The following is a 17,848-nucleotide window of genomic DNA, read 5'->3' on the forward strand; positions in this document are numbered from 1 at the left end:
CCAGCACCAGTAAATATATCCTGCGATTGACGGCATTGTTACGAATCAACAAACCACTATGGGGTGAAAACCGCAGTGTGGCGCATGCGCGACCACGCTGGGGCAAGGAGGGGGAAAGCCGGTCATGACTTCTGGACCGATCATCGACGCACGCGACGTGGACTACAGCCTGGAGATTGCCGGGCGTCCGCTCAATATCCTGCGCAAGGTTTCCCTCACCGTTGCACCGGCCGAGGTCATCGCCATTGTCGGGCCCTCGGGCAGCGGCAAGACCTCGCTGCTGATGCTGCTGGCCGGGCTCGAAAAGGCCACCGGCGGCACGGTCACGGTCAATGGCGCCGAACTGGGCGGCATGAACGAGGATGCCCTGGCCCGGTTCCGCCGCCACACGCTGGGCATCGTCTTCCAGAGCTTTCACCTCATCCCCTCGCTGACCGCGCTCGACAATGTCGGTCTGGCGCTCGAAATCGCCGAGCCCGACCTGTCCATGGCCCAGATTCGCGACAAGGCCGCGGCCGCGCTGGCCGCGGTGGGCCTGGGTGACCGGCTCGACCATCGCCCCACCGCTCTTTCGGGCGGCGAACAGCAGCGCGTGGGCCTCGCCCGCGCCACGGTCGCCAACCTGCCCCTGCTGCTGGCCGACGAGCCGACCGGCAATCTCGACCAGAAGACCGGCGCCATCGTGGTCGAGCTGATGTTCGACCTGGCGCGCCGCAACAATACCGCCGTCGTGCTGATCACCCATGATCCGGCCCTTGCCGCCCGTGCCGACCGCGTCTTCACCATGACCCAGGGCCAGCTGACCGAAACCACGGCTCCCCGGGCCCGGCCGGCCAAAGCCAAGGCGGTGAAGTGATGCGCGCCGCCTGGCCGGCCATCCGCACGGGCCTGCTCGACATGCGGGGCGACCTGCGGCGCTTCCTGCTGCTGGTGGTGTGCCTGGCCGTGGGCACCGCTCTCATCGCCGGCGTCAATTCGGTCGGCACCAGCATTACCCAGGCCATCGAAGTGGGCGCCGCCGAGATCATGGGTGGCGATATCGAGCTCTCCCGCGCCGACCGCCTCGCCAATGCCGAGGAACTGGCCGCCATGCAGGCGCTGGGCCAGGTCGTCTCGGTCATCGATACCAATCTGCGCGCCGAGACCTTCACCGACGAGGCCTTTGCCGATGTCAGCGCCGTCGGCGACGGCTATCCGCTGCTCGGCGCCGTGCGCAGCCCGCAACTGCCCCCGGGGACCGATGTCTTCGCTTTCCTGGCCGAAGAGGACGGCATGCCGGGAGCCCTTGTCGATGGCATCATGCTCGACCAGCTCGGCATTGGCATTGGCGATCAGTTCGCCTTGGGCGGCACCGAATTTTCCGTGCGCGGCACCCTGCTGCAATTGCCCGACGCGCCGGTGCGCGGCTTCCGCCTCGGCCTGCCCACCCTGATCAGCACCGATGGCTTTGGCGTGGTCAGCGACCGCACCTCGCCCCTGCCGGGCCTGGGCACCTGGTACCGCTACAAGATCCTGCTCACCGACCGCAATATCGAGGCCGGACTGGTCAGCGCCACCGAGCGCTTCGGCGATAGCGGCTGGACCGTGCGCTCCGCCCGCGACGGGCTGGGGCAGATGGTGCGCTATTATGACCTCTTCATGCGTTTCCTCGTCATTGTCGGCCTTGGCTCGCTGCTGATCGGCGGCGTCAGCGTCTGGACCGGCATGCGCGCCTATATCGCCGAACGCTCCGGCGTCATCGCGGTGCTGCGCTCCATTGGCGCCACGCGCAGCCGCGTCTTCATCCATTTCCTCGCCCAGGTCTCGGCGCTGGCCATTGTCGGTGTCGGCATCGGCCTGGTGGCCGGGGCCAGCGTCGCCTGGTTCATCCTGCCCTCGATCGGCGCGGCTGTCGGTATCCCGCTCGCCCCCGCCATTCACCTGCAGCCGCTGCTGGTGGCCGCGGGAACCGGCCTCGTCACCGCCTTCGCCTTTGCCTATCTGCCGCTGCAGCAGGCGCAGGCGATCCGCCCGGTGCTGCTGTTCCGCTCCAAAGGGCTCGATGCGCCGCCGGTCGAATGGGGCGCGCTGCTGCTGTCCCCGCAGGTACTGCCGCTGCTGCTGGCTATCCTGGCCTTCTTCCTGCTCGCCTGGCTGATGACCGGCGATCCCGCGCTCGTCGCCGCCTTTGGCCTCGCCAGCGCGCTGGGTGCCATTGTCTTCCAGCTCTTCATCCGGCTGGTCCAGGCCGGGCTGGGCCACCTGCCCGATCGCGGGCCACGCATCTGGCGCCATGCTTTGCGCAATATCGCCGCCGCCGGGCAGAATGCCGCCACCGTGGCCGTTTCGGCCGGCATGGCGCTGGCCATGCTGATCGTGGTGCTGGTCATGCAGGCCAATCTGCAGCAGGAATTCCTGGGCGCCTCCGCCTTCGATGCGCCGACCCTGGTCGGCTCAGACCTCTTCCCCGACGAGGTCGAACAGCTCGAGACCCTTGCCGCTGCCGGCAATGGTATGAGCCGCTTCGTCTCCACCCCGATGCTGCGCGGCAGCCTCACATCCGTCAGGGACATCCCGGCCGCCGACCTCGTCACCCGCGGCCCGGAAGCCACCTTCCTGCTCGCCGGCGAAGTACCGCTGACCTTCCGCACCCATCTGCCGTCCTCCTCGCGCGTCACCGATGGGCAATGGTGGCCCGCCGATTATACCGGACCGGCGCAGGTCAGCCTGCACCAGAGCCTGCGCAACGGCCTCGGGGTCGAGCTGGGCGACACGCTCACCTTCTCCATCTTCGGCGAGCCGGTCACCGCCACCATCACCAGCTTCCGCGACTATTCCTGGCAAGGCGGCATCGATTTTCTCGTCACCTTCTCCCCCGGCGTGCTCGACAATTATCCCACCACCCTCTTCGCCGCCGTCACCGCGGCCCCCGGCGCCGAGGATGCCGTCGCCCGTCTCCTCGCCACCGAACTGCCCGATATCCGCTTCATCGCCGTGGGCGACACCCTCAAGCAGGTCACCGACGCCCTGGGCCAGCTCTCCTTCGCCGCGACCCTGGTCGGCGGCCTGGCGGTGGGCAATGGTCTCCTGGTGCTGATCGGGAGCCTTGCCACCGGGCGCCGCCAGCGCGAGGCCGATGCCGTCATCACCAAGGTACTCGGCGCCACCCGCCTCGAACTGGTTGCCACCGCCGCGCTGCAATATCTGCTGCTGGCGCTGCTGGCCGCCATGCCCGCCTTGGTGGTCGGCGTCGGGCTGGGCCGGGTGGTAAGCGGGCTGATGCTGGCGGTGCAGTTTACTATCAAGCTCGACATCATCCTGGTGGTGCTGCTCGTCGCCATTGCCATCACCGCCCTTCTGGGGGCCATGACCATCTGGCGCGCCGTCTCCACCCGGCCGGCCCTGTTGCTGCGCGATCTCTAAGAAGTACACCCCCACCCTTGATCCCTCCCCACAAGGGGGAGGGAGACGATGACCACGAGCGGCGCGGTCCTTTGCATCCCTCCCCTTGATGGGGAGGGATTGAGGGTGGGGTGACGTGGCAAACGCCGACGCAGCGTCAAGAGATGTTCACGAAAAGAACTCCACCAGCATGTCGAACACCAGCCGGATGCGCCGGCTGGTATGCAGTTCCCGATGCGTCACCATCCAGACCGGCACTGGGATCGGCGGGATCGACGGCACCGCCACCGTCACCTCCGGCGTCAGCCGGGCGACGGCCTCCACCATGGCTCCGAGGCACATGCCCCTGCGCACCCATTCCCAGCCGGTCATGCCACTCTGGGTGGCAAAGGGAAAATTCTCCGGCCCCAGCTTCACCCCGCGCCGCGCCATCTCGGCAATGAAATCGTCATTGCCCTGCAGCGGACCGACAAATTTCCCCCGCGCCAGTTCGTCCCCGGTCTGCGGCCGCCCCAGCCTGTCCAACAGCGCCGGCGTCCCATAGACGAAGGCCGCCGTGTCCTTGCAGCGCCGGGCGATCAGCCCGTCCTGGTCGGGCCGCACATGCCGGATGGCGATATCGGCCTCCCGTCGCAACAGGTCGCTGATCGACCCGGTGGCCAGCACCTCGATGCGGATGGCCGGCGCCACGGCCTGGATCTTCTCGAGCACCGGCGGCAGCACATGGCCGGCATAGATATCGGCCGCGGTGATCCGCACCACGCCCTCGATCGATTGCGACTGCGCCGCCGCCGACAGTGTCACCCGTTCGGCCGCCGCCCCCATCTCGCGCAGCGCCGTCATCAGCTGCTGCCCCGCCTCGGTCAGCACCAGGCTTCGCCCCACCCGCTCGAAGATCACCAGCCCCAGGCTCTCCTCCAGCGCCGCCACCTGCCGCCCCAGCGTTGGCTGGGTCAGGCCCAGCCGCTTGGCCGCTGCCGAGAGCGAGCCAGTCTCCACCGTCGCCAACAGGGCGCGCATCTGGTTCCAGTCCGGCATATTGGGCTGATCATTCATACGCTGATGTATAGGTCTTCTGCCTATTTCTGCAATTTTGTTTTTGTCGCCCAGCCGCTAGTCTTGGCCCTGGAATGAAGGATGCAGGAGCACGCCATGGCAGAACTCAGCGCATTCTGGGACAGGATGGCCGAGAAATACGCCGCCCAGCCCATTGCCGATGAACAGGCCTATCGCACCAAGCTGGCGCGCACCCAGGCCCTGCTCACCCCGGACATGGACCTCTTCGAATTCGGCTGCGGCACCGGCGGCACCGCCATTCAGCACGCGCCCCATGTCCGCCATGTCCGCGCCGTGGATTTTTCCGCCCGCATGCTCGACAAGGCCCGCGCCCGCGCCAGTGAGGCGGGCATCGACAATGTCACCTTCGAACAGGGCGACATCACCGGCATGACCATCGCGCCGGCCAGCTATGACATGGTGCTCGGCATGTCCATCCTGCACCTGCTCGAAGACCGCGACGCCGTCATCGCCCGGGTCTTCGAGATCCTCAAGCCCGGCGGCTATTTCGTCTCCAGCACGGCCTGCATCGGCGACAGCATGCGCTGGCTCGGTGCCATCGCGCCCCTGGGCCGCAGGTTTGGCCTCCTGCCCATGCTCAATGTCATGACCCACGGGCAATTACGCGACGCCATCACCGGCGCCGGCTTCACCATCGAGCATGATTGGCATCCCAAGCCGAAGGCCGCCGTCTTCCTCATCGCCCGCAAGCCCGGCTGATCACTTGTGGAACCGCCCTTTCCCTGATTGGGCGAATCGGGAACGCTCTGTGCTAATGGTCATGCAAATGCCAAGTAGCCGTGCGTCCGCCTTCCCGCTGGAAATGTGACGCATCCAGCCGGAGAGATGATGCAGGTCGCCATCGACATGGGAGAAAGCCGCGCTGCCGGCCCCGCCCATATGGACCTCGAGGAATTGCTCGCCACGCGCCTTCTGGTGCAGGGCAATTCCGGGTCGGGCAAGTCCCATTTGCTGCGCCGCCTGCTTGAGCAGTCCGCCCAATGGGTGCAGCAATGCGTCATCGACCCGGAGGGCGATTTCGTCACCCTGGCCGACCGCTTCGGCCATCTGGTCGTTGACGCCACCCGCACCGAGAACGAGTTGACCCGCATCGCCGCCCGCGTGCGCCAGCACCGCGTCTCGGTGGTGCTCAATCTCGAAGGGCTCGATGTCGAGCAGCAGATGCGCGCCGCTGCCGCCTTTCTCGGCGGCATGTTCGATGCCGATCGCGACTTCTGGTATCCCGTGCTGGTCGTGGTCGACGAAGCCCAGCTCTTCGCCCCCGCCGCCGCCGGCGAGGTCTCGGACGAGGCGCGAAAACTCTCGCTCGGCGCCATGACCAATCTCATGTGCCGTGGCCGCAAGCGCGGCCTGGCTGGCGTCATCGCCACCCAGCGTCTCGCCAAGCTGGCCAAGAATGTCGCCGCGGAAGCCTCCAACTTCCTCATGGGCCGCACCTTTCTCGATATCGACATGGCCCGCGCCGCCGACCTCTTGGGCATGGATCGCCGCCAGGCCGAGCAGTTCCGCGACCTGGCCCGCGGCCATTTCGTCGCCCTCGGCCCGGCCATTTCGCGTCGCCCGCTGCCCATCACCATCGGCCCGGTCGAAACCTCGGCCCGCTCCACCAGCCCCAAGCTGACGCCTCTACCCGAGGCGCCTGCCGATGCGGCCGATCTCATCTTCACCCAGGACCCCGAGGAACTGGCCCGCCCGGTGGTGCGCCGCCCGGCTCCGCCGCCGCCCCCCTCGACCAACGAGCTTTTGGCCCAGGTGGCCGAGGCCCGCGCCAGGGCGCGCGCCGAAGCCCCGGACGAGCCGGTCTCGCTCTTCCCCGAAATCGACGAGGCGGAACGCACGGCGATGATCGAAGCGGTCATGGCCGAACTGATGAGCGATCCCGATGCCGGCTTCCGCACCACCGCCGTGCTCTATCAGGATTTCCTGGTGCGCTGCCGCATCCGCCGCGTTCCGGGCGAACCACCGGCCCTGCCGGCCTTCAAGCGCCTGCTTGCTGTCGCCCGCGTCGCTCCGGACGAGCAGGTTGCCGCCTCCGATGGCTGGCAGCAGGCATTGAGCCTGTCCGAAACCCTCACCGACGACGTTCAGGGCGTCTTCCTCGTCATCGCCCAGGCCGCGCTCACCGGCGCCCCCTGCCCGTCCGACGCGACCCTGGCGCGCCTCTACGGCACCCACTCTTCGAGCCGCGCCCGGCGCCTGCTCACCTGGTTCGAGGAACGCGGCCTCATCGTTCTTCGCACCGACTTCCGCGGCGCGCGCATCGCCGCCTTCCCCGATCTCGGCGTCGAAACTGCCCCCGGCGACCCCAACGGCCCCGATGCGCTCAGCGAAGAGCGCGGCGCCGCGGAGTAGGCGGCAAAACCACCCCCACCCTTGGTCCCTCCCCACAAGCGGGAGGGAGACGATGAACACAGTCAGCTCGGTCTTGCCCCTCCCTCCCCTTGATGGGGAGGGAATGAGGGTGGGGTGACGCGGTCACCTTGGCCAGGGCCTCGGCCTACCCCCTGAGTTCCGCCCGGAACGCATACCGCGCCACCGCCCCCGGCCCCAGCAGCTCCGAATATGGCCGTTCCGCCAGCTCCTCCGAGCCGCCCACTTCCGCTGCCGTCCCATGCCAGGGTTCGAGACAGATGAACCCGGCACCCGGCTTGGTCCAGAGCGCAAAATTGGGCAGGTTTTCCCAGGTGAAATGCACGCTCGGTCCCGCTGCCGGTCCATAGCGCAGCCCGGCGCCCGCGCCCTCGGGAAACAGCATGGCATCGGCCTTGAACAGGTCGTGGTTGAGCACCAGCCGCCCTTCCTCGAAGGGCGACGGCAGGGCCGTGGGCTCCACCAGTCCCCCGGAAAGACGATGCAGCGCCGGCGCGCCGCCCTCGTCGAGCGCGACCTCATGCGATTGCCCTTCCGCGCCCGGCAGGGGCCAGGCAAAGGCGGGATGAAAGCCGATCCCGAACGGCATGATACGCTTGTCGCGATTGCTGACCGTCGCCGTCACGACCACAGCGCGCCCCTCGACGCGATGCTCCACATCGAGCTGGAACGCGAACGGATACATGGCCCGGCTCGCTTCGGAGGCCGTCAGCCGATAGACGCAGCGGTCACTCTCCTCGACCACCAGCTCGAAATTGCTGCGCCGCGCAAAGCCGTGCTGGCTCATCTGGAAGCGTTCGCCCTCCACGCTCACCGTGTCATTGGGCGCCTTGCCCACGATCGGAAACAGTACCGGCGACCGCCCGGTCCAATAGCTGGCGTCGCCATGCCAGAGCCAATGGCGCCCATCCCGCGTCTGGATCGACTGCATTTCTGCGCCGAGCGCGGCGACATCGACCGTGATCTGGTCGTTGGCGATACGGGTCAATTGCATGCGCCACTCCGGGCCGATCCTGCGTCGGCGCGCACACTAACCCCTTCCATCACAAAGGAGAACCCACAAGTACGCCCGCGGTGAACAAGTCCTGAAGGGACTCACACGGCCCTTGCGGGACGCGCCGGGCAGGGCTATCGCCAAGCCATGTCGCTGCCGCCCCTTCCCATCGATACGGCCCTGCCGGCTCTTGCCGATGCGCTTCGCACCGGCACCAGCGCCGTGCTCGTGGCCCAGCCCGGCGCCGGCAAGACCACGCGCGTGCCCTTGGCGCTGCTCGATGCGCCCTGGCGCGGCGATGGCCGTATCATCATGCTTGAGCCGCGGCGCCTGGCCGCTCGCGCCGCCGCCCGGCAGATGGCCAGGCTCCTCGGGGAGGATGTCGGCCAGACCGTCGGCTACCGTGTCCGCATGGAGAGCAAGGTTTCCGCCAGGACCCGCATCGAGGTGGTCACCGAGGGCGTCTATACCCGCATGCTGCTGGACGACCCCGAACTCGCCGGCATCGCCGCCGTCCTCTTCGACGAGTTTCACGAGCGCAGCCTCGATGCCGATCTCGGCCTTGCCCTGACCCTGGACGCCCGCGCCCTCAGGCCCGATCTCAGGCTGCTGGTCATGTCGGCAACCATCGACGGGGCCGCTGTTGCCTCGCTTCTCGATGATTGCCCGGTCATCGACAGTCCCGGCCGCACCTTCCCGGTCGAGACTTTTCATGCCGAGCCCGATCCGCTGCAGCGCCTCGAAGACCAGGTCGCCTCGGCCACGCTGAAGGCCCTGCGCGAGCATCCGGGCTCGGCCCTCGTCTTCCTGCCCGGCCAGGGCGAGATCACCCGCGTGGCCGAGCGCCTTGCCGCCCGCCTGCCTGCCGATACCGATCTCGCCCCGCTCTATGGTCAGCTTTCCCCCGCCGAACAGGATCGCGCCATCCAGCCTGCGCCCGAAGGTCGTCGCAAGGTGGTGCTGGCGACCTCCATTGCCGAAACCTCGCTCACCATCGAGGGCGTCCGCATCGTCGTGGATTCCGGCTTCCGCCGCGTGCCCGTCTATGAACCATCCACCGGCATGACCACGCTCGCCACCCGCCGTGTCTCCCGCGCCGGGGCCGATCAGCGGCGCGGCCGCGCCGGCCGCACCAGCCCCGGCGTCTGCATCCGCCTGTGGAATGCCGGCCAGACCGCGGCGCTCGATCCCTTCGATACGCCAGAAATTCTGGCCGCCGATCTCTCCGGCCTGCTGCTCGACCTCGCCGCGTGGGGCGTCACCGATCCGGCGCGCCTCAGCTTTCTCGATCCCCCGCCCGCCCCGGCCTGGGCCGAAGCGAGGGCCCTGCTCACCCGGCTTGACGCCATCGACGCCGCCGGCCTGCTCACGCCTGCAGGCAAGGCACTCGCCAATCTGCCGCTGCACCCAAGGCTGGCCCATATGGTGGTGGCCGGCGCCGAGCAGGGCGATGCCCGCACCGCCGCCGAACTGGCCGTCCTCATCGGCGAGCACGGTCTCGGTGGTGACGACATCGATCTCGGCCGCCGTCTCGAGCGCTTCCGCGCCGATCGCGGCAAACGCGCCGAGGATGCCCGGGCCATGGCCAAGCGCTGGGCCAGGCTCGCCGGCGGCATGTCGAACGAGAATCTCTCCCCCGGCCACCATCTGGCCCGCGCCTTCCCCGATCGCGTCGCCCAGCCCGCCGGGCCACGCGGCCGCTTCCGTCTCGCCAATGGCCGCCAGGCGCAGCTGGACGAGACCCATGCCCTTGCCGCGGCGCCCTTCCTTGTCGTCGCCGATCTGACCGGCAGCGCCACCCAGGGCCGCATCCGCTCGGCCGCGGCGCTCGACCCGTCCGAGCTTGAGACCCTGTTCGCTGGCCACATCACCGCTGAAACCATTCTGGCCTTCGACGCCGCCACCGGCTCCGTCCGCGCCCGGCGCCAGCGCCGCCTCGACGCCCTGCGCCTGGCCGACGACACCGCGCCGGTCACCGATCTCGAGACCGCCGCATGCCTCTTGGCCGAAGCGGCGTTGAAGCGTCCGGAAACCCTGCCCTGGAGCCGCGACCAGAAGGCCCTGCGCGCCCGCGCCACCTTCCTCCACCAGACCCTTGGCAACGACTGGCCGGACCTCAGCGACGCCGCCCTGGCCGCCGACCCCGCCTGGCTCGCCCCGCATCTCGTTGGTGAAACCCGCCTCGCCGCCATCAATGCCGAGCATCTCGGCGCCGCCCTCGAAACGCTTCTCCCCTGGGCCCGACGCCAGGAGATCGACAAGCTCCTCCCCAGCCACTTCCACGCGCCCTCGGGCAGTCACCTGCCCATCGACTATGGTGCCGAAAATGGCCCGGCGCTGGAAATCCGCGTGCAGGAACTGTTCGGCCTCGACCGCCATCCGACCATCGCCAATGGCAAGGTGCCGCTGCTCCTGGTCCTGCTCTCCCCCGCCCACCGGCCTATCCAGACCACGCGCGACCTGCCCGGTTTCTGGCGCGGCTCCTGGAAGGATGTGATGAAGGATCTCAAGGGCCGCTACCCGCGCCACCCCTGGCCCGACGACCCCATCGCCGCCCCCGCCACCAGCCGCGCCAAGCCCCGCGGCACATGAAAAAGCCCCGGATTTTCATCCGGGGCTTTGCCTAAGCGTTGGGTTCGAAATTCAGCGCCACGCCATTGATACAATAGCGCAGCCCGGTCGGCGGCGGCCCGTCCGGGAACACATGCCCCAGATGGCTGCCGCAGGTGGCGCAATGCACCTCCGTGCGCACCATACCGTGCGAGCGGTCCGTCGTGGTCTCCACCGAACCGGGGATGGGATCGTTGAAGCTGGGCCAGCCGGTGCCGCTCTCGAATTTCAGCGACGCGGCAAAGAGCGGCGTTTCGCATCCGGCGCAGGAAAAGGTCCCCGGCCGCTTTTCATGCAGCAGGGCGCAGCTCCCCGGCCGCTCGGTGCCATGCTGGCGCATGATGTAATATTGTTCTTCCGTCAGGCGTTCGCGCCATTCGGCATCGGTCCGGGTCACGGGAAAAGCATGGGCGTCCATGTCGGTGCTCCTTTCGTCGGCCTGTCATTCGCCGATCATATAGGCTTAGTTACGTCTGTTTCCCACAATTCGTTCATTCCCTCGCGCCCCCGTGACCTCAACATGACCACCATTGCCTCGCTCGCCCAGCTCGAAGCGCTCTACCAGCCCGCCCCTGTCGCCGCCTCCACCGTCAAGGTTGCCCGCGCCATGACGCCGGACTATCGGCTTCTGATCGAGGCCAGCCCCTTCGTGGCCCTGGCCACAATCGGCCCGGAGGGCGTGGACTGCTCGCCCCGCGGCGACCGGCCGGGCTTTGTGCGCATCCATGACGAAAAGACGCTGATGATGCCCGACCGGCGCGGCAATAACCGCATCGACAGCCTGCGCAATATCGTGCGCGATCCGCGCTGCGCCTTCCTCTTCCTCATTCCCGGCTCGGGCACCACGCTGCGCGTCAATGGCCGCGCCCACCTCTCCATCGATCCCGACCTGCTCGCGAGCTTCGCCGTGGACGACAAGGCGCCGCGCTCCGTCATCGTGCTTGCCATCGACGAGCTCTATTTCCAGTGCGCCCGGGCAATCATCCGCTCCGAATTGTGGAACCCGGAACGCCATGTCGATCCGGCGACGCTCCCCACGCCCGGCCAGATGCTGGCGGCCATGACCCAGAACCAGGTCGGCGGCGAGGCTTATGACCAGGCCTGGCCCGAGCGGGCGAAGCAGACCATGTGGTGAGCCCCGGTCACGCCGGGTGCACCAGCCCCGCGCCCTCGCAGACCCGGCGCAGCATCCGCGCCAGTTCCGCCTGTCCGAAGGGCTTGGCCAGCCGCGGCAGCTTGAGCGCCCTGGCCTCCTCGATTTCGGCATAGCCGCTGGCCAGGATCACCGGCAGGCCCGGCCAGCGCGCCGCAATCTCCTCGGCCAATGCCATGCCGGTCATGCGCGGCATGGCCTGGTCGGTGATCACCAGGTCGAAATCCGTCGCCGCCGCCAGCGCCTCGAGTGCCTTTTGCCCCGAATGCGCCTCCACCACGGCGTGCCCCAGCTCCTCCAGCATCATCACGGTATTGAGCAGCACAAGCGCGTCGTCATCCACCGCCAGCACCTTGAGCCGCCGCATCGGCCCGCTCTCCCCGGCCGCAGGCAATGGCGCCGGCGCGGCGACATCCTCGGCCTTTTCCGCCACCGCCCTGAGCCAGATTTCGACACGCGTCCCCTGTCCCTTCTGGCTTTCGATCCGGAGCCGGCCGCCGGATTGCTCGGCAATGCCCTGCACCATCGAGAGACCCAGCCCCGTCCCCTTGCCCACCCCCTTGGTGGTGAAGAACGGGTCGGTGGCGCGGGCCAGGGTTGCGGCATCCATGCCCTCGCCACTGTCATCGACCGCCAGCACCACATAGCGCCCCGGCGCCAATTGCGGATCGCCCTGGCCAATCTCGGCCGCGTGGGCCGCGATCACCAGCGTGCCGCCCTCGGGCATGGCATCGCGGGCATTGACCGCCAGGTTGAGCAGCGCTGAATCGATCTGGTTGGCGTCGGCCCATGCATGCGGCAGCGCCAGAGGGAACCGTGTCTCGATCTGGATCGAGGGCCCAAGCGTCCGGCCGAGCAGTCCGCTCATGCCGCGCACCAGTTCGGGCAGGTCCACTTCCTTCTGCTCCAGCTCCTGCTTGCGGGCAAAGGCCAGCATGCGCTGGGTCAGCTGCGCCCCGCGCTGCGCCGCCTGCAGCGCATTGTCCAATAGCCGCGCTTCGCGCTCGTCCAGCGTCAGCCGCCGGCCCAGGGTTTCGAGGCTCCCCAGCACCACCATGAGCAGATTGTTGAAATCGTGCGCCACCCCGCCGGTCAACTGGCCGATCGCCTCCAGCTTCTGGGCCTGGAACAGCTCCTCGCGCGCCTGGTCCAGCCGCTTCTGCTGTTCCATGCGCTCAGTCACGTCGCGGGTGATCTTGGCAAAGCCGATCACCGCGCCGGCCTCGTCATGAATGGCGTCGATCACCACGCTCGCCCAGAACTGCGAGCCATCCCTGCGCACCCGCCAGCCCTCGGCCTGGAAATGCCCCTCGCGCCGCGCCGTTTCGAGCCCCGCCTCGGGGGTCCCCCGCGCCCGCTCCGCTTCCGGGTAGAATTGGGAAAAATGCTGGCCGATGATTTCCTCGGCCGCATAGCCCTTGATGCGTTCCGCCCCCAGGTTCCAGCTCGACACGATGCCATTGGCGTCGAGCATGAAGATGGCATAGTCGGTGACATTGAGCACCAGCCGGCGGAACTGTTCCTCGCTGGCGGCCAGCGCCATCTGCGCCTTTTTCCGCTCCGTCAGGTCGCGGGTGATCTTGGCAAAGCCGATCACCTGGCCCTCGGCGTCGCGGATCGCGTCGATCACCACATTGGTCCAGAACCGGCTGCCATCCTTGCGCAGGCGCCAGCCTTCGGCCTCGAAACGACCCTCCCGCGCCGCATTGGCCAGCGCCCGTTCCGGCAATCCCGCTGCCCGGTCTTCTTCAGTATAGAAGGTGGAGAAATGCCGCCCGACGATCTCATCGGCGGTATAGCCCTTGATGCGTTCCGCACCGCGGTTCCAGGTCGTTATCACTCCGTCGCGGTCCAGCATGTAGATCGCATAATCGGTGATGGAGTTCACCAGCAGCCGGAACCGCGCGTCCTCGCTCGGCATATCGGGCCCTTGGCCGGTCTCATGGATACTCATTCGGCTAACCGCGCAGACTTCCCCAGCACGGCAAACGGCGCGCAGGCGCAATGGTTGCACCAGCGCTCAAATCTTTGTGAAATTTGGAGAAATGGTGGGTGCGACAGGGATTGAACCTGTGACCCCTGCCGTGTGAAGGCAGTGCTCTCCCGCTGAGCTACGCACCCGCTGCCTGGGGGCAGGGAAGAAAGAGAGATGGTGGGCGTGACAAGGATCGAACTTGTGACCCCTACGATGTCAACGTAGTGCTCTCCCGCTGAGCTACACGCCCATCTCTCCGGGACGGAACGCCCTGGGGCGTCTCCGGTGGCGCGGATAGACCACAAATCCTCACGCGTGGTCAAGAGCCAAAACCGCAGAGTTGGAACTCTGTGGAAATTCGCTGCGGCGAGTCAGCTGGCGGGTATTTTGAGAAGTTCGCGCGCAAGGAAAATGTCCAGTGGACATTTTCCAGTAAGAACGCCCGCAGAGCTGCGCTCGCAGGGCTTTGGCGGAGCGTACATGAGTACGTGAGCACCGGAAGCGCAGAAATGCTCGTCAGATGGCCGCCGCAGCAGGGTTTCCTAGGCGGCCAGCAGCCGCTCGACCTCGTTGACGAGGTCCTTGAGATGGAACGGCTTGGAGAGCACCGAGGCATCCTTGGGCGCGTCGCTGTCCGGGTTCAGCGCCACTGCCGCAAAGCCGGTGATGAACATGACCTTGAGGTCGGGGTCCAGTTCGGTGGCGCGGCGCGCCAGTTCGATCCCGTCCATTTCCGGCATCACGATGTCCGAAAGCAGCAGCGAGAACGGTTCCTCGCGCAGGCGCTCATAGGCCGAAAGCCCGTTGTCGAACGACACCACCTCATAGCCGGCGTTCTTGAGCGCCCGTGTCAGGAACTGGCGCATGTCGTTGTCGTCTTCGGCGAGCAGGATTCGCTTCATCAAATAACCCCTTGGGCAATGCCGGCGGCTGAGTCGGTGTTTGCGCCGATGTTTATGCCACCCTGCCGCTTTCGCAACCTCTAGCTGACCATTCGGGCCGGTTTTCCGCGCTGTTCGCGTTTGTGCGACATTCTGGACATTCGGTTCGCCACGCGCCACACTTGTGCATCGGGCGCCCGGAACTGCTTCGCGGCTTCGGGCTCGACCCGGGCATAAGCTCAACAATCACTGCCAGCGACACGATAATCGCTGGTTTGGGGGAACCTGCGTGCGGTCCGACTATTGGGATCAACCGGCATTCGAAACTATACGTCCCCGGCGGCTCGTGGCGCCCGTGGTTTTCAACTCGCCCCATTCCGGGCGTGTCTATCCGGCCCGGTTCCTGGCCATGGCCCGGCTCGACCATCTCTCGATCCGCCAGTCCGAAGATGCCTTTGTCGATGAGCTCTTTGCCCGCGCGCCGCATCTGGGCGCGCCGCTGCTGCGGGCGCATTTCCCCCGCGCCTATCTCGACGTCAATCGCGAGCCCTGGGAACTCGACCCCACCATGTTCGTCGAGCCGCTCTCGGACCGGTTCAACACCACCTCGCCCCGCGTTGCGGCGGGCCTGGGCACGCTGGCGCGTGTCGTGGCCGAGAACAAGCCCATCTATCGCGAGCGGCTGACCCTGGACGATGCGCGCATGCGCATCGAGGGCATCTACCACCCCTACCATGCGGCCCTGCAGAAGCTGCTCAGCGAATCCGTCGCCAATTTCGGCCTGGCCGTGCTGATCGACTGCCATTCCATGCCGCGCCTGGGGCGCCATGGCGAGCGCGCCACGCCCGATATCGTTCTGGGCGACCGCTACGGCACCACCTGCGCTTCCCCGCTGGTCGATCTGGTGGAAACCGTCTTTGCCTCGGCCGGCCTCAAGGTGGCCCGCAACCGGCCCTATGCCGGGGGCTTCTGCACCCGCGCCTATGGCCGCCCCCAGCATGGCGTCCACGCCCTGCAGATCGAGATCAGCCGCCACCTCTACATGAACGAGGTAACGCTGGAAAAGAATGCCGGCTTTGACAGCATCAAGGGCCTGATCGAACGCCTGATCCTCACCCTGATCGGCCTCGACCTCGTGGCCCTGGCCGGCGTCAATCCCGCGCCGGAGCAGGCGGCCGCCGAATAATCCAAAAACAAGGGGGCCGCCCCCAAAGGCGGCCCCAGTCAAGGGAGGAACGATGTCCACCGGGCGCGGCCATCGCGACCTGCGATCTGTGCCCGGTGACGCACCATGCCCTTTCGGGATGATCCTATTTTCGCCCCGCGACAAGCGCGAACAACATTGCCCACAGCAGATCAAACCGGTCTTGTTGCAAAAATGAATCAGAACAGTCACAGCATTGTCCTTTCATTGTCGCGCGATTTTGCCCTTCAACTTCTCGTGAACTTGAATTATTTGCCGTGACTTCAGCACCTTGCCTCGAAAGACACCTCATGAGCGCCTCCGAGATTGACTTTTCCCTGGTGGAAGACACCCTGCGCGCTGCCGGAGAGGCCGCGGCACGGCTGACATTGCCCCTGTTCCGCACCCCGCTCGCCATCGACAACAAGCTGCACGCCGGCTTCGACCCGGTGACCGAAGCCGACAAGGGCGCCGAGACGGCCATTCGCGCCGTCATCGCCGAGGCCTTTCCCGATCATGCCATCATTGGCGAGGAATGGGGCGCCACCGGCGAGAGCCGCTTCTCCTGGATCATTGACCCGGTCGATGGCACCCGAGCCTTCATCTCGGGTGCGCCGGTCTGGGGCACCTTGATCGGTTTTGCCGTGGATGGGGTGGCCGTGGCCGGGCTCATGAGCCAGCCCTTCATCGGCGAGGAATTCCTGGCTGTCCCGGGCCGCTCGACCTATCGTCGCGGCGACCAGCACATCGCCAACCGAACCAGCGGCGAAACCGATCTGACAGCAGCACGGGTCTTCACCACCACGCCGAACTTGTTCAAGGGCGAACACTGGAACAAGTGGCAGGCCATCGAGACCATTACGCGCCTGCAGCGCTTCGGCATGGATTGTTATGGCTATGCGCTTCTCGCCGCCGGTCAGGCCGATCTGGTGATCGAGCCCTATCTCAACACCTATGACATCGCCGCATTGGTGCCCATCATCCGCGAGGCCGGCGGCGCCATTGCCTGCTGGGACGGCTCCGAACCCTCTGGTGGTGGCAATGTCATCGCCGCCGCGACCCCTGAACTGCTGGAACAGGCGCTGGACGTCGTCAACAGGGCCTAGTCGCCCTAGCTGCTCTGCTGGGTGATGAAGGCATCGAAGGCGGCGAACACCTGGCCGCGCACGTTGTCGTTCTCCATGAACATTTCGTGCCGCGACCCGGCGATCACCATGTGCCGCCCGGTGCGCAGGCGCAGCCCCAATTGCTCGATGGCCGGGGTGGAGACGATCTGTTCGCGCGCCGCCGCCAGGATCAAGAGCGGAATGCGGATCTCGCCGGGAAAACGGTCCTGTCGCGTCTCCAGCATGGCGCGCATCGCCGCCGCCAGCCAGCGGAAACTCGGCGAGCCGATATAGAGACTGTCATCGGCCCGCACCGTTTCCACCATGCGCTTGTAGCGCAGCATGTCCGAGGTCAGGGGGTTGTTTGGATACATGGACTCGTCGGGCCGCCGGTCGCCCTTGCGCTTGAGCGGCACCCTGCCCAGCCCGAGGAAACTCGCCGTCTCGGCGATCGCCGCCCAGCGGGGCAGGCTCTCATCCATGCCATGCAGCCCCACCATGGGCGCCGAGAGGAACACCCGGTCGAACATCATGCGGTCGCGCGTCGCCGCCATCAGGCTCGCCAGCCCGCCCATGGAATGACCCACCAGGTAAAATGGCCCGGGACAATCGGGCAGCAGGATATCGGCGTGGAAGCTCTTGAGGTCGGTCCAATAATCCTCGAACCGGTCCACATAGCCCACGGTCCGGTCCCCGATCAGCCGGTCCGAGCCGCCCTGGCCGCGCCAGTCGAAGGTCGCCACCGCAAAGCCGCGTCGCCGGAAGTCGGCGATGGTCTCGAAATATTTCTCGATATATTCGGTGCGCCCCTGCACCAGGCACACCGTGCCGCGCTGCGGACCTTCCGATTTCGGCCACAGCGCATAGCGCAGGCGCACCTTGTCCGCGGTGGTGAAGAACCCGACCCGCGCGCCTTCGGGGACCGGATTGGTGGGAATGGAAACCAGCCTGGGGCCATTGGGGTCGATCTGGGCGGTCAAGACGAAGCCTCACGCGATGCGCAATTACATGGCGCGACCATAATGGCGGGAGATGAAGAAAGAAAAGCCAGCAACCGGGTTGGCTGCTGGCTTTTCAGGTCTGCGCGGCTCCATGCGGGGGGCGGGTTGATGGAACCG

The 17,848-nt window shown here is 66.9% G+C and carries 14 protein-coding genes and 2 tRNA genes; 8 read left to right on the forward strand and 8 right to left on the reverse strand.

Annotated elements, in window-relative coordinates; all coding sequences use genetic code 11:
* The first annotated feature begins 124 nt into the window (after positions 1-124).
* Entirely contained in the window at positions 125-856 is a 732-nt protein-coding gene (locus K1X15_RS17210) for an ABC transporter ATP-binding protein (RefSeq protein ID WP_220304816.1), read from the forward strand.
* Positions 856-3,402: an ABC transporter permease gene (locus K1X15_RS21465; protein WP_220304817.1), complete on the forward strand. Its 2,547-nt coding sequence runs from the start codon at positions 856-858 to the stop codon at positions 3,400-3,402. The genes K1X15_RS17210 and K1X15_RS21465 overlap by 1 nt, the downstream gene beginning before the upstream one ends.
* A gap of 147 nt (positions 3,403-3,549) precedes the next feature.
* Here K1X15_RS21465 and K1X15_RS17220 read toward each other — a convergent pair whose 3' ends face one another.
* A complete protein-coding gene (locus K1X15_RS17220) occupies positions 3,550-4,437 on the reverse strand; it encodes a LysR family transcriptional regulator (protein WP_220304818.1) in 888 nt (295 codons plus the stop codon).
* Positions 4,438-4,533: 96 nt separating this feature from the next.
* Between K1X15_RS17220 and K1X15_RS17225 the strand changes: the two genes are divergently transcribed.
* Together K1X15_RS17225 and K1X15_RS17230 are read left to right on the forward strand one after the other, a co-directional pair.
* Entirely contained in the window at positions 4,534-5,157 is a 624-nt protein-coding gene (locus tag K1X15_RS17225) for a class I SAM-dependent methyltransferase (RefSeq protein ID WP_220304819.1), read from the forward strand.
* Between the two features lie 129 nt (positions 5,158-5,286).
* Positions 5,287-6,810 carry a helicase HerA domain-containing protein gene (locus tag K1X15_RS17230; RefSeq protein WP_220307592.1) on the forward strand — a complete coding sequence of 508 codons (1,524 nt, stop codon included), beginning with the start codon at positions 5,287-5,289 and terminating at the stop codon, positions 6,808-6,810.
* A gap of 145 nt (positions 6,811-6,955) precedes the next feature.
* On the opposite strand, the gene K1X15_RS17235 is transcribed toward K1X15_RS17230, so the two are convergent.
* Positions 6,956-7,822, reverse strand: coding sequence for an aldose 1-epimerase family protein (locus K1X15_RS17235; RefSeq protein WP_220304820.1), 867 nt, complete (start codon positions 7,820-7,822; stop codon positions 6,956-6,958).
* Positions 7,823-7,969: 147 nt separating this feature from the next.
* Between K1X15_RS17235 and hrpB the strand changes: the two genes are divergently transcribed.
* Positions 7,970-10,414: an ATP-dependent helicase HrpB gene (gene hrpB / locus K1X15_RS17240; protein ID WP_220304821.1), complete on the forward strand. Its 2,445-nt coding sequence runs from the start codon at positions 7,970-7,972 to the stop codon at positions 10,412-10,414.
* A gap of 31 nt (positions 10,415-10,445) precedes the next feature.
* Here hrpB and msrB read toward each other — a convergent pair whose 3' ends face one another.
* Positions 10,446-10,850 carry a peptide-methionine (R)-S-oxide reductase MsrB gene (gene msrB, locus K1X15_RS17245; RefSeq protein ID WP_220304822.1) on the reverse strand — a complete coding sequence of 135 codons (405 nt, stop codon included), beginning with the start codon at positions 10,848-10,850 and terminating at the stop codon, positions 10,446-10,448.
* Between the two features lie 102 nt (positions 10,851-10,952).
* On the opposite strand from msrB, the gene K1X15_RS17250 reads away from it, so the two are divergent.
* Complete coding sequence (locus K1X15_RS17250) at positions 10,953-11,567, forward strand: pyridoxamine 5'-phosphate oxidase family protein (protein WP_220304823.1); 615 nt, start codon at positions 10,953-10,955, stop codon at positions 11,565-11,567.
* Between the two features lie 7 nt (positions 11,568-11,574).
* On the opposite strand, the gene K1X15_RS17255 is transcribed toward K1X15_RS17250, so the two are convergent.
* The 4 genes from K1X15_RS17255 to cpdR all read right to left on the reverse strand — a co-directional run bounded on the left by K1X15_RS17255 (position 11,575) and on the right by cpdR (position 14,462).
* Positions 11,575-13,539, reverse strand: coding sequence for a hybrid sensor histidine kinase/response regulator (locus tag K1X15_RS17255; RefSeq protein WP_240549537.1), 1,965 nt, complete (start codon positions 13,537-13,539; stop codon positions 11,575-11,577).
* A gap of 92 nt (positions 13,540-13,631) precedes the next feature.
* A tRNA-Val gene (locus K1X15_RS17260) sits at positions 13,632-13,706 on the reverse strand.
* Positions 13,707-13,735: 29 nt separating this feature from the next.
* Positions 13,736-13,810 (reverse strand) — tRNA-Val (locus tag K1X15_RS17265).
* Between the two features lie 292 nt (positions 13,811-14,102).
* Positions 14,103-14,462, reverse strand: coding sequence for a cell cycle two-component system response regulator CpdR (gene cpdR, locus K1X15_RS17270; RefSeq protein ID WP_046105558.1), 360 nt, complete (start codon positions 14,460-14,462; stop codon positions 14,103-14,105).
* 325 nt (positions 14,463-14,787) lie between these two features.
* Between cpdR and K1X15_RS17275 the strand changes: the two genes are divergently transcribed.
* Positions 14,788-15,627 (forward strand): N-formylglutamate amidohydrolase, encoded by an 840-nt coding sequence (locus tag K1X15_RS17275; protein ID WP_240549538.1) that lies wholly within the window; start codon positions 14,788-14,790, stop codon positions 15,625-15,627.
* A gap of 308 nt (positions 15,628-15,935) precedes the next feature.
* Positions 15,936-16,730, forward strand: a complete 795-nt coding sequence (locus tag K1X15_RS17280; RefSeq protein WP_220304826.1) for an inositol monophosphatase family protein — start codon at positions 15,936-15,938, stop codon at positions 16,728-16,730.
* 5 nt (positions 16,731-16,735) lie between these two features.
* On the opposite strand, the gene K1X15_RS17285 is transcribed toward K1X15_RS17280, so the two are convergent.
* Entirely contained in the window at positions 16,736-17,710 is a 975-nt protein-coding gene (locus K1X15_RS17285; RefSeq protein ID WP_220304827.1) for an alpha/beta fold hydrolase, read from the reverse strand.
* Positions 17,711-17,848 lie beyond the last annotated feature (138 nt).

Origin of the sequence: Devosia salina, assembly GCF_019504385.1 — a bacterium.
GTDB classification, from domain to species: Bacteria; Pseudomonadota; Alphaproteobacteria; order Rhizobiales; family Devosiaceae; genus Devosia; species Devosia salina.